This is a genomic window from Streptomyces seoulensis (assembly GCF_004328625.1).
GTDB lineage: Bacteria > Actinomycetota > Actinomycetes > Streptomycetales > Streptomycetaceae > Streptomyces > Streptomyces seoulensis.
Genome location: NZ_CP032229.1, coordinates 5,212,432 through 5,225,348, shown reverse-complemented (window position 1 = coordinate 5,225,348; position 12,917 = coordinate 5,212,432). Strand labels below are relative to the sequence as shown.

Here is a 12,917-nt window from a genome sequence, read left to right as displayed (position 1 = left end):
CCTCGGACGGGGTCAGCTACGTCCCGTCCGGTACCGGGTGATCCACTCGGCGGTCGTCCGGAGCCCGCCGAAGGTGTAGAAGTGCAGCCTGACGGTGCCGTGGCGGGCCGGGTCGTAGCCGCCGGCCAGGTCGTCGAGGAGGCGCTCGGGACCGGCCGTGCCCATGAGGTTGGTCAGCGAGAGACCGTACTTGCGGGCGACCGTGGCTCCCGTGCCGACCCCGAACCGCGTCGCGTACCCGAGCAGCCGCCGCACGCCCGCCGGGCCGGGTACGCCGACCCGTACCGGGAGGTGCACCCCGCGTGCGCGCAGGGCCTCCAGCCAGCTGAGGACGGCGTCGGCGTCGAAGCCGAACTGGGTGATGACCTCGCCGCCGAGCCCCGCCTCCGCGAGCGCGGCCGCCTTGCCGGTGAGCGCGGACCACAGCGCGTCGTCGCCGATCGCCGGGTGCCCCTCCGGGTAACCGCAGATGCCGACGTGCCGTGTCCCGTGCCGCTGGAGCAGCCCGCTGCGGATCACGGAGAGCGCGTCCTCGTACGGGCCCTCGGGGCGGGCGGGGTCGCCGCCGACCACGAAGACGTTCTCGATGGCGTCCGCCTCGGCGAGCCCGGCGAGGAAACGTTCCAGCTCGGCGCGGGAGGGCAGCCGCCGGGCCGACAGGTGCGGCACCGGCACGAACCCGTGCCCCCGCACCGCCCGCGCGGCCGCGAGCCGCATCCCGGCGTCCTCGCCGGCGAGGTAGGTGACGTTGATCCGGGTCCCGCCGTCCAGCGCGTCCCGCGCCTCCTCCAGCCGGGGCACGTCCTTCCCGGTCATCTCCAGGGAGACACCGTCGAGCAGCGTCCCGGACACCCCGAGAACCCTCTCCATCACCGTGCGCGACCCTTTCTCCGCCGGAACCCCGGCCGATGATGCCATGGCGCCGGGGCGGGCCGGGCCGCAGGTCCCGCCGGCCGGGAGGGCCGGGCGGATGCGAAAGCACGGCGGTACGTGACCGGGGGTAGGGCCGGTCGTTGGCTGTGCGTGGGGCCGGGGCGGGCACGGGTGGCCGGGGTCGTTTCCGGTGCCGCGTGTCCCGTCGTACGAACAGCAGGAGCTCCCACCGTGTCCCTTGCCGGACTCCTCCCGAGAATCTGGACCCAACTCCCCGCACTGTGCGCGATATTCAGCCTTTTCCTGCTGTTCGCCACGCAGTTGGCCGGCGCGCTGCTGCCGAACGCCCCGCTCCTCGTGACCTCCGGCGCGGCCGGACTCGCACTCGACGCCTGCCTGCTGCACCGGCGCCCGGCCCTGCTGTCCCCGCTGAGCCGCATCCGACTGGACGTGACCGTACGGCAGTTGCTGCGGGACATGCTGATCGTGGTGGCGCTGCTGCGGATCAACGGGATCGACCCGGAGCGGGAGATGCCCCCGCTGCTCGGCGCGCTGAGCGCGTTCTACGTCCTGCACTTCGCCTGCCAGGCGGTCTCCCTGCTGGTGCGCCGCGCCCGGACCCTGCCGGTCGTCACCCGCAACATCGACGTCTCGGCACTGAACCCGACCGCCGCCCCGCCCCGCGTCCTGGCCCGCCAGGCCGGGCAGCGCCTGCTGGCGTTCTCCGTCCCGGCGACGGCGGGCCTCCTGGCCACCGCCCTCACCGCGCACGGCCGTTGGGGCGCGATCGGACTCGCCGCCTCGCTCACCATGATCGGCATGGGCGTCGCCCGGCTGGCCGGCTGGCTGCTGCCGGAGAAGCGGCCCGCGAGCGACGCGCAGGTCATGGAGTGGCTGGACGACTGGCTGGCCGAGTACCGCCCCACCGTGGCGATGTACTTCTCCGGCGGCGCCTCCTCCGCCTACCAGGCCAACATGTGGCTCTCCACGCTGGCCGGGCTGGAGCGGCCGCTGATCGTGCTGCGCGAGCGGTTCATGGTGCAGAAGATCGACGCGACGGACGTACCGGTGCTCTGCCTGCCGAAGGTGACCACGCTGTTCGCGCTGGAGAACTCGACGCTGAAGGCGATGCTGCACCCGGCCAACTCCGGCAAGACGTCGCAGGTGTTGCGCATCCCGGCCATCAAGCACGCGTTCATCAACCACGGCGAGAGCGACAAGCTGTCCTCCTGCAACCCCTACGCCAAGGCGTACGACGAGGTGTGGGTGGCGGGTCCGGCCGCGCGGGAACGGTACGCGCTCGCGGACGTCGGCGTGGAGGACAAGGACGTGGTGGAGGTCGGCCGCCCCCAACTGGCCCCGATCCGACCGTACTCGGGCCCGCCCGCCGGGAAGTACACCACCGTGCTGTACGCGCCGACCTGGGAGGGCTGGGACGGCAATCCGGGCAACACCTCGGTCGTCCTGGCGGGTGAGCACATCGTCGGGCAGCTGCTCAACGACCCCCGGGTGCGCGTCCTTTACAAGCCGCACCCGATGACCGGCTCGGTGGACCAGCGCGCGGGCGCGGCCGACGAGCGCATCCGGGCCCTGATCCACGAGGCCAACGCGAAGCGCTCAGGCCCCCGGCCGGGTCCGGAGGCCCAGGTCGAACTGCTCCGCCGGGAAGCCGAGTTGGACCGCCTCACCTCGACGGCCCTCCGCGGCGCGGCGGACGAGCTGGAGCGGATGATGCTCCAGGGCACCCCGGCCGGCGACGGCGCGTCCCGGATCGCGCGGGCCACGGCCGCCTGGGAGCGGGCGTACTGGGCGTCGTCCCCCGAGTGGGAGCACCGGATCGTGACGGGCCCCCGTCCGGCGCTCTACGCCTGCTTCAACGCGGCCGACCTGCTGATCAGCGATGTGTCCAGCGTGGTCTCCGACTGGCTGAGCAGCGAGAAGCCGTACGCGGTGGCCAACACCTCGGGCCTGCCCGAGGACGAGTTCCGGGCGGCCTTCCCCACGGTGTCGGCCGGCACCGTGCTCACCCCGGACGCGGCGACCGTGCGATACCTGCTGGACGCGGTGCGCGACCCGCGCCAGGACCACCACACGGCCGACCGCGCCAAACTCAAGGAACATCTCCTCGGCCCGTCCGACCCACCCTCCCGCGAGCGATTCGCCTACGCCGTACGGCAGTTGTGCACCAAGTCCGACGACCGCCGGGCCCGCGCGAACGCCCGGCCGGCCCCGGCGATCCCGGCACCCCGTACGGCGGGGGACGTCACCTCGGCACGGAGAGGTACGGCACCGGACGCCTGAGCGACGCCTCCCGCCCACCCCGACTCAGGCGCGCTGAGCGGCACTTCCCTGCCCGAGCACCAGATCCAGCAGGCCGGGGAACCGGGCGTCGAACTCCGGCTTGCGGAGCCGGTTGAGGCGCCTGGGCCCGGCATCCCGCTGCTCCAGGAGGCCGGCCTCGCGCAGCACGGTGAAGTGACGGCTCAGCGTCGCCTTGGTGACCGGTACGTCGAAGGTGCCGCAGGCCCGCTCCCAGTCCCCCGCCTCGGCCAACTCCCTCACCAATGTCTGACGTACGGGGTCGGCGAGGGCGAGCAGGGCCGTCTCCAGCGCGACATCCTCCGGGGGCGTGTGGGCCGGCGGGGTGCGGTGGCTCGCCGCGTCCTGCCGCCGAGGGGTCTGTGCCGCCATGGCTGATCGCTCCGTCCCGTCGCGCTCTCTCCGTACCCGCCGGGCTTCGGGCGGATGCGGATTGCAGAGTGTTCGATGATCTGCGTACACTCCGATTGTTCGTTCAACAGCGAACACTCTACCTGAGCCAGTGGCGCCCCGCCCCGCTCCCGCACCTCTCGTCGCCCTCTCCCGCCGCCGGAAGGAAGACCCGTGCCCCAGACCTCATCGCACAAGACCAGGCCAGGACTGACGCTGTTCGCCGCGTGCCTCGGTTTCGTCGTCGTCATCCTCGACGTCAGCGTCGTGAACGTCGCCACCAAGGCCCTCGGCACCGAGTTCGGCGGCAGCCTCTCGGGCCTGGAGTGGGTGATCAACGGCTACACCCTCACCTTCGCGGCCTTCCTGCTGACCGCCGGCGCCATGGGTGACCGCTACGACCCCAAGCAGATCTTCATGTGGGGCTTCGCGCTCTTCGCCGTCACCTCGCTGATCTGCGGCGCCGCCCCCACGCTGGTCGCGCTGATCGCCGCCCGGGTCCTCCAGGGCGTGGGCGCGGCGATGATCGTGCCGTCGTCGCTGTCGATCGTGAACACCAACTTCCCCGACCCCCACGAGCGCACCCGCGCGGTGAGCCTGTGGGCGGCGGCGGGCGGTCTCGCGCTGGCCCTCGGCCCGGTGGTCGGCGGTCTGCTGGTGGACGCGCTGGGCTGGCGCTCGATCTTCTTCGTCAACGTCCCGATCGCGGCGCTCGGCATCGTCCTGGTCCGGGCCTACGCCCGCCCGGCGCCCGCCCGTGACGTCTCCGTGGCCCGCTCGCTGGACCTGCCGGGCCAGCTGCTCGCCGTCGTCGGCCTGGGCGCGCTGACCGGCGCGATCGTGGAGGCCAACGCGCGGGGCTGGACCTCGGCCACCGTGCTGACCTGCCTGGTCGTCTTCGTGCTCGCGCTGGCCGGCTTCTTCGCCGCCGAGCGCCGTACGCACGACCCGATGCTGCCGCTACACCTCTTCCGCCGGCACGCGTTCTCGGCGACCTCGCTCATCGGCGTGCTGCTCAACTTCGCCTTCTACGGCCTGATCTTCGTCTTCAGCCTCTTCTTCCAGCAGGTCTGGGACTACTCGCCGATCACCGCGGGCCTGGCGTTCCTGCCGATGACGGCCGCCATCATGATCGCCAACCTGTCCTGCGGCCCGCTGGTCAAGAAGTACGGCGCCCGCTCGGTGCTGATCACCGGCAACCTCCTGGCCGCCGTCGGCTACCTGGCCACGATCCCGGTCGTCGGCTCGGACGCGTACGTGCGGATGGCGGTGCAGTTCGTGGTCGCCGGTTTCGGCATCGGACTCGTGGTGCCGTCCATGACCAACGCCATGCTCGGCTCGGTGGACCCCGCCAACGCGGGCATCGCCTCCGGAGTCCTCAACGCCTCACGGCAGTTGGGCGGGCTCATCGGCGTCGCCGTGATGGGGCTGCTCGTGGGCCAGGCGTCCTCCGGGCACTTCCTGACCGGGCTGCGGGCGTCCCTGATCGCCGCGGTGGTCGCGCTCGCGGTCAGCGCCGGCCTGAGCACGTTCGGCCCGCGCAAGCCCCGGCCGGTGGCCGCACCTGTCGACCTGCAGCCGGCCGAGGCCCACTGACCACTTGGGAGCTGGGAGCGACATGCCTCACCTCGTACTCGAATACTCCGGCAACGTCCGGGACGCCATGGACCCGGCGACCGTGTTCGGCAGACTCCACAACACCCTTGCGGAGGCGGGCGGTTTCCGCCTCCAGGACTTCAAGAGCCGCACGGTCCCGATGGACCGGTTCCTCATCGGGGACGGCAGCTACGAGCAGTCCTTCGTGAACCTCGACATCCGGACGTTCGCGGGAAAGTCCGTCGAGGCCCGCGCGGCGATCAGCGAGGCGGCGCTCGCGGTACTGGCCGAGTTCTTCCCGGCCACCCTGCGCGAGACGGCCTGCGACATCTCCGTCCAGGTGACCGGGCTGGACCGCGCGAGCTTCGCCCGGACGCGATCCGGCGACCAGACCAATCGCTAGGAACGGAAACAGCCATGAGCGCATACGCGGACCAGCGCGTCCTTGTCGTCGGCGGCACCTCGGGGGTCGGCCTGGCCTCCGCCCGCGAGTTCGCGGCCCAGGGCGCGGACACGGTCATCGTCTCCCGCAACCCCCAGCGGATCGACGAGGCGGTGACGGCCCTCTCCGGCCTCGCCGGCCCGGTCACCGGCCAGACCCTCGACATCCGCTCCGACGACGAGGTGGCCAAGTTCGCCGCCACGGCGGGTGCCTTCGACCACGTGGTGGTCACGGCGGGCGAAACCCCGATGGGCCGCGTCGACACCCTCCCGCTGGAGGAGGCGTACGCCGCGATGGACAGCAAGTTCTGGGGCGCGTACCGCATCGCCCGCGCCCTCCGCCCCACCCGCTCCCTCACCCTCGTCTCCGGCTACCTCTCCCAACGCCCCGGCCGCGCCTCCGCCCTCCAGAGCGCGATCAACGCCGCGCTGGAGGCGCTGGTGCGGGGGCTGGCCCTTGAGACCGCGCCGCTTCGGGTGAACGCGGTCTCGCCGGGGCTCCTCCGTACGCCGCTGTGGGACGGGCTCGACGCTGCGGCCCGGGACACGATGTACTCCTCCGCCGTACAGCGGCTGCCGCTGGGGCGGGTGGGAGAGGCTTCGGATGTGGCGGAGGCGGTGCTCTTCTTGGCGGGGAACGGGTACGCGACGGGGACGACTGTGTTTGTGGATGGTGGGGGGATGATCGCCTGAGGCGGGGGCGCGGGGGCGACGCAGCCCGATCGCAACTCAGCGAAACAGAACCGAAGTGCCGGCATCACCGCTCCGGCTGTCCGACTCGCATGCCGTGTCGGACGCCCCGGACAACTCGGCCAGCGTGCCCTTGCTGACGCCAGACCTCGGGCGGCGAGGGCAACGCCTTCGAGGGCCGGCCGTTTCGTCATCACTGAGTCAGGTCTGAAATCGTTCGCGAGGGTCCACGTGCGTATGGCTGGGACGACGTCGAGCGAGGGGGTGTGTGCCGCTCGGGGTCCTGCGCGGCGTTCTGCTCGGTGTCGTACTGCTGCCACAGTGCCTTCGAATCCTCGATGCTGTTCGCGGGCTTGAGCGAGGCATGGAGACAAGCGACTTGGGTCCGCTCGATCTCCGCTTTGCCCGCGTTCCAGTCCGCCATCCGCTCCGGTCTTCCTTTCGGGCGGTTACATACCCTGCTTCGATGTCGTTGAGTGCGGCCCGCAGATCCACTACGGCATCGACGCAGGTCGCAGACCGATCGCGTTCCCGGGCTTGCCGGTCCATGCGGATCGGTCGGCCGCTCGCCTTCCTCTTCCGCCACAGAGATCACCCGAACCCAAGCTTCCCACGCACAGATGGGAGCCCCCAGCAAGTAGCTCTGCCAACGTCCCAGTGTCAGACCCGCATGGCACGGTAGGCGGACAACCATGCGGACGGGGGCGGGATATGACGGTAATTCCGAGTGGGCGGCGGATGGAACAGGCGGCGGTTAACGCTCTGCGCACTCTCCTGCACACGGTTCAGGTGAAGGGTGACGTCTCATGGAGACGGTCGTACGGCTACGCAGTGCCCGTGCGTCGGCACTCCGAAACTTGGGCAAACGGCAACGTACCCGTGTTCTGTGTCGTTTTCGATCCAGAAACAGAGAGGTTGTACTGGGCGAACGCTACGAAGCAACTCCGTGTTGGAGGTCAGAAGGGCCGCCGGCCCCGCACCATCAGGTTGTCCGGGACAATCGAGGGCGGAACGCTGTCCTGAGTCATCTCGGTGAGATGGCAGGCGTCGTGTTCGATCGCTCAGACCACGTCCTGCACTGGGTCAATGAGTTCGATGAGCAGCTGATCTTCTGGCAGCGCCCTGGAGAGTCGCACGCGACGCTTCTGCACAGCGACCTCGACTGGGATCCGATCCCGATCACGACTAGCGGGTTGCTCCTGCCTGGCGCATGGGCTCAGCGGCTCGATTTCGGCGAGGGCTTCCCCGAGGAGTTGAGGCGGAACTCGCCTATCCCAGTCATCAGTGGCGTGACCCTGAACATGCCGGAGGCCTTGTGGCTCGCCTCTTGCTTTTCTACGACGGAGCGTATCCGGCGTGGTGTCGGGGTGCGCTGAAGCGGGTGTCGGACCTACCTCCGACGTCGAAAGTACCAACCGACCGCCAGCACGACGAGACTGGCGACTCCGAAGGCCCACACCGTGGTGGTGGCGTTGTACGAGTTGTAGACCAGAGCAAGCATGCTCAAGCGGATACCCGGCAAGGGTGGCCGTAGCCGGTGGGCCTTGCCTCCCTCTCCGTGGATACGTGTCGCAGACGCCGAAGACTCACGCTCGGCTCGCGGGCAACACCAGGCAAGAGGATGCGCCTCGGTGATCACGGCCAGCGCCTTCTAAGCGCTTGGCCCATCAGACATGCCCCCCCCTCACCCCACCACCCCCGCAAATACCCCGAACGTCCCCCCGTCGAACAACACGAACCGCACCTCCTCCACCCCCGTCTCAGCAGTCCGCACCGTCGCCACCGCGACCCGCACCGCCTCCTCCACCGGCCACCGGTAGACGCCCGTCGAGATCGCGGGGAACGCGACCGTCCGTGCCTCCAGCTCGTCCGCCACCCGCAGCGACTCCCGGTAGCAGGACGCCAGCGGCGCCGGGTCGGAGCCGGGTCCCTGCCAAACAGGACCCACCGTGTGGATGACCCACGATGCCGGGAGATCCCCCGCCGTCGTGGCGACCGCCTCGCCCGTGGGGAGGCCCCCGCCGAGGCGGGAGGCGCGGAGGGCGCGGCAGGCCGCGAGGATCGCCGGGCCGCCCCGGCGGTGGATCGCGCCGTCCACCCCTCCCCCGCCCAGCAAGGACGAGTTCGCCGCGTTGACGATGGCGTCTACGCGCTGCTCGGTGATGTCGCCCTGGACAAGCCTGATCGTGGTCATCGTCGCCTCAGCCTTCTCCAGACGTCCTTGGCCGCGTTGTGGCCGGACATGCCGTGTACCCCGGCGCCGGGCGGGGTCGCGGAGGAGCAGAGGAAGACGGCGGGATGCGGGGTGCGATACGGGAACACAGTCGGGCGGGGGCGCAACAAAAGCTGGAGGCCGTCGACCGCGCCGCAGGCGATGTCGCCGCCGACGTAGTTGGCGTTGCGGGCCGCCAGCTCGGGTGGGCCGGCTGTGGCTCGGGCCAGGACTCGGTCGCGGAAACCCGGGGCGAAGCGCTCCAGTTGGCGTTCGATCCCGTCCGTCAGATCGCCCTGCCAGTTGTTGGGGACGTGGCCGTAGACCCAGAAGACCTGCTTGCCCTCCGGGGCGCGGGTGGGGTCGGCCACGCTGGGCTGGACGGTGATCAGGAACGGGGGGTCCGGGGCGCGGTCCTCGCGGGACGCGGCGCGCAGGGCTCGGGCGATCTCGGTGCGGTTGGCGCCCAGTTGGACCGTGCCGGCCGTGCGGGCCTCGGGGGCGGTCCAGGGAACCGGGCCGTCCAGGGCGTAGTCGATCTTGAAGACGCTGGGGCCGTAGCGGTAGCCGTCGTAGTAGCTGCCGAAGCCGGCGATGCGGGCCAGGGCGGTGGGTGAGGTGTCGAAGATGTAGGCGCGGGCCGGGGGGAGGTCGTCCAGGCGCTTGACCTCGTAGTCGGTGTGCACCGCGCCGCCGAGGTCGAGCAGGTACGCCGTCAGCGCGTCCGAGATCGACTGGGAGCCGCCCAGCGGGACCGGCCAGCCCCGCGCGTGCGCGGCCAGGGCGAAGACCAGGCCGATGGCGCTGGTGGCGAAGCCGTTCAGCGGGGCGATCGTATGGGCGACCAGGCCGGAGAACAGGGCCTTGAAGCGCTCGTCGTGGAAGCGGCTCATCAGGGCCGTCGCGGGCGGCAGGCCGGCCAGGCCGAAGCGGGCCAGGGTGACCGGGTCGCGGGGCAGCGCGGTCAGCGGCAGGGACATGAAGTCCCGCAGCAGGGTGTCCCAGCGGTGCAGGAACGGCGTGATCAGCCTGCGGTACGCGCCCGCGTCGCGCGGGCCGAAGGACGCGGCCGTCTCCGCGACCGAGCGGGCCAGCACCGCCGCGCTGCCGTCCAGGAACGGGTGCGCCATCGGCAGCTCGGGGTGCAGCCACCGCAGCCCGTACCGCTCCAGCGGCATCGCGCGGAACGCGGGCGAGTTGACGCCCAGGGGATGCGCGGCCGAGCAGGGGTCGTGCCGGAAGCCGGGCAGCGTGAGTTCCTCGGTGCGGGCCCCGCCGCCCACGGTGGACCGCGCCTCGAAGACGGCCACGGAGAAGCCCCGGCGGGCCAGCTCCACGGCCGCGGTCAGCCCGTTCGGCCCCGCCCCCACCACGACCGCGTCCAGCATCGACGGCACCTTCCGACCCCCTCGTCAGCCGATGGCAACTCGGATCAGCATAGGCCGGGGCGCTCTCGGCGGCCCCGGCCGCTCCTCTCACCCCGTGCGCAGCAGCTCCCCCACCCGGCGGGCCGTGGTGGCGTCGCGGGCGGCGGTGAACGGCAGCGCGTTGCCCCCGGTTATCCGGAACGGCTCTCCGGTGAGCGTGAGGTGGGCGCCGCCCGCCTCCTCCACCAGCAGCAGGCCCGCCGCGTGGTCCCAGGCGGCCTCCCAGGAGAACGCCACGGCGTCGGTCTCGCCCCGAGCGATCGCCAGGTACTCCAGACCCGCCGAGCCGCAGGAGCGCGGGGCGACCCCGTCGGTCCACAGGGCCCGCAGCGCGCGCTTCTGGTCCTCGGTGGTGTAGTCCGGGTGCGAGACGGCGACCTTGAGGTCCCGGCCCGGCTCGGGCGGCCCGGCGAAGAGGCGCTCCCCGTCCAGGAACGCGCCCTTGCCGCGCACGGCCGTGGCGAACTGGTCCCGGACCGGCGCGTACGTCCAGGAGGCCAGCACGGTGCCCCGGTGGGCGAGCGCGACCAGGGTGCAGAAGCCGTCGTTGCCGTGCACGAACTGGCGGGTGCCGTCCACCGGGTCGATGATCCACACCGGTGCGTCGCCCCGGACGGCGTCGTACGACGACGGGTTCGCGTGCACCGCCTCCTCGCCGACCACGACCGAGCCGGGCAGCAGGGCGCTCAGCTCCTCGGTGAGGCGCCGCTCGGCCAGCCGGTCGGCGTCGGTCACCAGGTCGTGCGGCCCGCTCTTCTGGTCCACCTCGTGCTCGGCCAGGCGGCGGAAGCGGGGCAGGATCTCGGTGGCCGCGGCCTTGCGGATCGCCTCCTCCACGTCGGCGGAGTGGTGGGCGAGAAACTCCTCGATGGTTCCGGTGTCGTCGATCATGTGTCCATGAGACCACGGTCCGGCGACATCCCCCTCCCGGCTGTGGACAACTTCCCGACCCGCAGGTGAGCGGGCCGCTGACCTGCGGCTCGCTCGCGTGAGGCCCGCCCGCTCAGCGGCCCACCGCGTACCCCTGCATCCCCCGCGGATTCGCGGCGCCGGACAGCACCCCGGTGGCCGGATCGCGGGCCACCGCGCACAGCCGCCCCTCCGACCAGGCGGCACCCACGGTCACGTCGTGCCCCCGGCGCCGCAGCTCGGCGACGACCTCCTGAGGCATCCGGGACTCCACCGTCACGCTGCCCGCCCGCCAGCCGCGCGGGTAGAACGAACTGGGGAAGCCGTCGTTGTGCCAGTTCGGGGCGTCGATGGCGCCCTGGAGGTCCAGACCGCCCCGCACCGGGGCGCTCAGGGCCGCCGCCAGGAAGAAGTGGGTCTGCCACTGGTCCTGCTGGTCGCCGCCGGGCGTGCCGAAGGCCAGTACCGGCACGCCGTCCCGCAGGGCGAGCGACGGCGAGAGGGTCGTACGGGGGCGGCGGCCCGGCGTCAGGGTGTTCGGCAGGCCCTCCTCCAGCCAGGTCATCTGAAGCCGGGTGCCGAGCGGGAAGCCCAGTTCGGGCACGACCGGGTTGGACTGGAGCCAGCCGCCGCTGGGCGTGGCGGCGATCATGTTGCCCCAGCGGTCGACCACGTCGAGATGGCAGGTGTCCCCGCGCGTGGTGCCGTCGGCGCTCACACTGGGCTCGGCGGCCATGGCCACGGTCGGCTCCCCGACCCCCAGGGCGTCGCCCGGCACGCGCGCGTGGGCGAGCCTCGGCAGCCGGGGCGTACGCCCCCCGGGGCTCCCCGGCCGCAGCTCCCAGGAGGCGTCGGCGCCGATCAGCTCCCGCCGCCCGGTGTTGTACTCCGCCGACAGCAGCTCGGTGAGCGGCACCTCGTCCGCGTCGCCGTACCACGCCTCGCGGTCGGCCATGGCGAGCTTGCAGCCCTCGATCAGCAGGTGGACGTAGTCGGCGCTGCCGTACCCCGGGAGGTCGGCCGGGAGGAGGGCGAGCTGCTGGAGGAGGACCGGGCCCTGGCTCCAGGCGCCGGCCTTGCAGAGGGTCCAGCCGTTCCAGTCGTACGTGGCCGGAGCCTCGTAGGTCGCCGTCCAGTCCGCGAGGTCGGCCTCGGTGAGGGTGCCGGTGTTGCGCGAGCCGCTGGAGTCCAGCGTGGGGCGGCGGGACTGGCGGAGCAGTGCCTCGGCGATGAAGCCCGTACGCCACACCGCGCGGGCGGCGTCGATACGGGCCTCCCGGTCCCCCGTGCCCGAGGTCTCGGCCAGCAGGCGCTTCCAGGTGGCGGCGAGGGCGGGGTTGTGCAGCGGCTCGCCGGGGCGGGGTGCGTGGCCGCCGGGCAGGTACACCTCGGCCGAGCCGGTCCACTCGGTCTCGAACAGCTCGCGGACGCTCTCCACGGTCGCGGTGACGTTCTCGACCGGCGGGTGGCCGTGCTCGGCGTAGCCGATGGCGTACTTCAGCACCTCGTCCAGAGGTTTGGTTCCGTGGTCGCGCAGAAGCAGCAACCAGGCGTCGAAGGCCCCGGGGACGGCGGCCGCGAGGGGGCCGGTGCCGGGGACGAGGTCCAGTCCGAGGCCCCGGTAGTGCGCGACGGTGGCGCCCGCCGGGGCGACGCCCTGCCCGCACAGCACCTGGACCTCGCCGCCCACCGGGGCGAGCAGGATCGGGACCTCGCCCGCCGGGCCGTTCAGGTGGGGCTCGACGACGTGCAGCACGAACGCGCCGGCCACGGCCGCGTCGAAGGCGTTGCCGCCGTCCTCCAGCACCGCCATGGCCGACTGGGAGGCCAGCCAGTGGGTGCTGGACACCATGCCGAAGGTGCCCTGGAGGGTGGGACGGGTGGTGAACATACGGCCTCTTCTCTGCACGGACTCCTCTGCGCACCGGCTCTTTCCCGCCCGGTGACCCATGCAGGATGAAACTTGTTCGGCCGAGGCCGACGCAAGGGGGGGGCCGCCCGCAAGAGGCCGTCACGAGCCGGCACATGAGAGGGCCCCGCGAGCGAGCACGCCCGCGGGG

Annotated in this window: 13 protein-coding genes; 6 read left to right on the top strand and 7 right to left on the bottom strand. The window is 72.0% G+C overall.

The features are described from left to right. Positions 1–12: 12 nt before the first annotated feature. Positions 13–870: a methylenetetrahydrofolate reductase gene (locus tag D0Z67_RS23975; RefSeq protein ID WP_031183607.1), complete on the bottom strand. Its 858-nt coding sequence runs from the start codon at positions 868–870 to the stop codon at positions 13–15. 234 nt (positions 871–1,104) lie between these two features. Between D0Z67_RS23975 and D0Z67_RS23970 the strand changes: the two genes are divergently transcribed. Next, positions 1,105–3,174 carry a hypothetical protein gene (locus tag D0Z67_RS23970; protein WP_037776078.1) on the top strand — a complete coding sequence of 690 codons (2,070 nt, stop codon included), beginning with the start codon at positions 1,105–1,107 and terminating at the stop codon, positions 3,172–3,174. Positions 3,175–3,198: 24 nt separating this feature from the next. On the opposite strand, the gene D0Z67_RS23965 is transcribed toward D0Z67_RS23970, so the two are convergent. Next, on the bottom strand, positions 3,199–3,564 hold the full coding sequence (locus D0Z67_RS23965) for an ArsR/SmtB family transcription factor (RefSeq protein WP_031183609.1): 366 nt from the start codon (positions 3,562–3,564) through the stop codon (positions 3,199–3,201). Between the two features lie 192 nt (positions 3,565–3,756). Between D0Z67_RS23965 and D0Z67_RS23960 the strand changes: the two genes are divergently transcribed. The 3 genes from D0Z67_RS23960 to D0Z67_RS23950 are packed head-to-tail and all read left to right on the top strand — an operon-like array spanning position 3,757 to position 6,312. After that, complete coding sequence (locus D0Z67_RS23960; RefSeq protein WP_051888144.1) at positions 3,757–5,178, top strand: MFS transporter; 1,422 nt, start codon at positions 3,757–3,759, stop codon at positions 5,176–5,178. Between the two features lie 22 nt (positions 5,179–5,200). Next, a complete protein-coding gene (locus D0Z67_RS23955; protein ID WP_031183611.1) occupies positions 5,201–5,581 on the top strand; it encodes a 5-carboxymethyl-2-hydroxymuconate Delta-isomerase in 381 nt (126 codons plus the stop codon). 14 nt (positions 5,582–5,595) lie between these two features. Continuing rightward, a complete protein-coding gene (locus D0Z67_RS23950; protein WP_031183612.1) occupies positions 5,596–6,312 on the top strand; it encodes an SDR family oxidoreductase in 717 nt (238 codons plus the stop codon). Between the two features lie 190 nt (positions 6,313–6,502). Here D0Z67_RS23950 and D0Z67_RS23945 read toward each other — a convergent pair whose 3' ends face one another. Then, a complete protein-coding gene (locus D0Z67_RS23945) occupies positions 6,503–6,733 on the bottom strand; it encodes a hypothetical protein (RefSeq protein WP_031183613.1) in 231 nt (76 codons plus the stop codon). Positions 6,734–7,020: 287 nt separating this feature from the next. On the opposite strand from D0Z67_RS23945, the gene D0Z67_RS30610 reads away from it, so the two are divergent. Continuing rightward, the gene (locus D0Z67_RS30610; RefSeq protein ID WP_078873662.1) at positions 7,021–7,332 is read left to right on the top strand and encodes a DUF4365 domain-containing protein; all 312 of its coding nucleotides are present in this window, start codon (positions 7,021–7,023) and stop codon (positions 7,330–7,332) included. Between the two features lie 14 nt (positions 7,333–7,346). Then, positions 7,347–7,685, top strand: coding sequence for a hypothetical protein (locus tag D0Z67_RS23935; RefSeq protein WP_031183614.1), 339 nt, complete (start codon positions 7,347–7,349; stop codon positions 7,683–7,685). Between the two features lie 308 nt (positions 7,686–7,993). On the opposite strand, the gene D0Z67_RS23930 is transcribed toward D0Z67_RS23935, so the two are convergent. From D0Z67_RS23930 to D0Z67_RS23915, 4 genes are all read right to left on the bottom strand, one after another. After that, the gene (locus D0Z67_RS23930; RefSeq protein ID WP_031183615.1) at positions 7,994–8,503 is read right to left on the bottom strand and encodes an O-acetyl-ADP-ribose deacetylase; all 510 of its coding nucleotides are present in this window, start codon (positions 8,501–8,503) and stop codon (positions 7,994–7,996) included. Continuing rightward, a complete protein-coding gene (locus tag D0Z67_RS23925; protein ID WP_031183616.1) occupies positions 8,500–9,918 on the bottom strand; it encodes a phytoene desaturase family protein in 1,419 nt (472 codons plus the stop codon). Before D0Z67_RS23925 ends, D0Z67_RS23930 begins: the two co-directional genes overlap by 4 nt. Before the next feature lie 78 nt (positions 9,919–9,996). Beyond that, positions 9,997–10,839: an inositol monophosphatase family protein gene (locus D0Z67_RS23920; RefSeq protein WP_031183617.1), complete on the bottom strand. Its 843-nt coding sequence runs from the start codon at positions 10,837–10,839 to the stop codon at positions 9,997–9,999. Between the two features lie 112 nt (positions 10,840–10,951). Next, positions 10,952–12,748 carry a gamma-glutamyltransferase family protein gene (locus tag D0Z67_RS23915; RefSeq protein WP_031183618.1) on the bottom strand — a complete coding sequence of 599 codons (1,797 nt, stop codon included), beginning with the start codon at positions 12,746–12,748 and terminating at the stop codon, positions 10,952–10,954. Between the last annotated feature and the right edge of the window lie 169 nt (positions 12,749–12,917).

Coding starts and splice junctions, on each gene's coding strand:
- D0Z67_RS23965 (WP_031183609.1), bottom strand. CDS start 3,564: ATGGCGGCACAGACCCCTCGGCGGCAGGACGCGGCGAGCCACCGCACC.
- D0Z67_RS23975 (WP_031183607.1), bottom strand. CDS start 870: ATGGAGAGGGTTCTCGGGGTGTCCGGGACGCTGCTCGACGGTGTCTCC.
- D0Z67_RS23915 (WP_031183618.1), bottom strand. CDS start 12,748: ATGTTCACCACCCGTCCCACCCTCCAGGGCACCTTCGGCATGGTGTCC.
- D0Z67_RS23945 (WP_031183613.1), bottom strand. CDS start 6,733: ATGGCGGACTGGAACGCGGGCAAAGCGGAGATCGAGCGGACCCAAGTC.
- D0Z67_RS23935 (WP_031183614.1), top strand. CDS start 7,347: ATGGCAGGCGTCGTGTTCGATCGCTCAGACCACGTCCTGCACTGGGTC.
- D0Z67_RS30610 (WP_078873662.1), top strand. CDS start 7,021: ATGACGGTAATTCCGAGTGGGCGGCGGATGGAACAGGCGGCGGTTAAC.
- D0Z67_RS23950 (WP_031183612.1), top strand. CDS start 5,596: ATGAGCGCATACGCGGACCAGCGCGTCCTTGTCGTCGGCGGCACCTCG.
- D0Z67_RS23955 (WP_031183611.1), top strand. CDS start 5,201: ATGCCTCACCTCGTACTCGAATACTCCGGCAACGTCCGGGACGCCATG.
- D0Z67_RS23930 (WP_031183615.1), bottom strand. CDS start 8,503: ATGACCACGATCAGGCTTGTCCAGGGCGACATCACCGAGCAGCGCGTA.
- D0Z67_RS23920 (WP_031183617.1), bottom strand. CDS start 10,839: ATGATCGACGACACCGGAACCATCGAGGAGTTTCTCGCCCACCACTCC.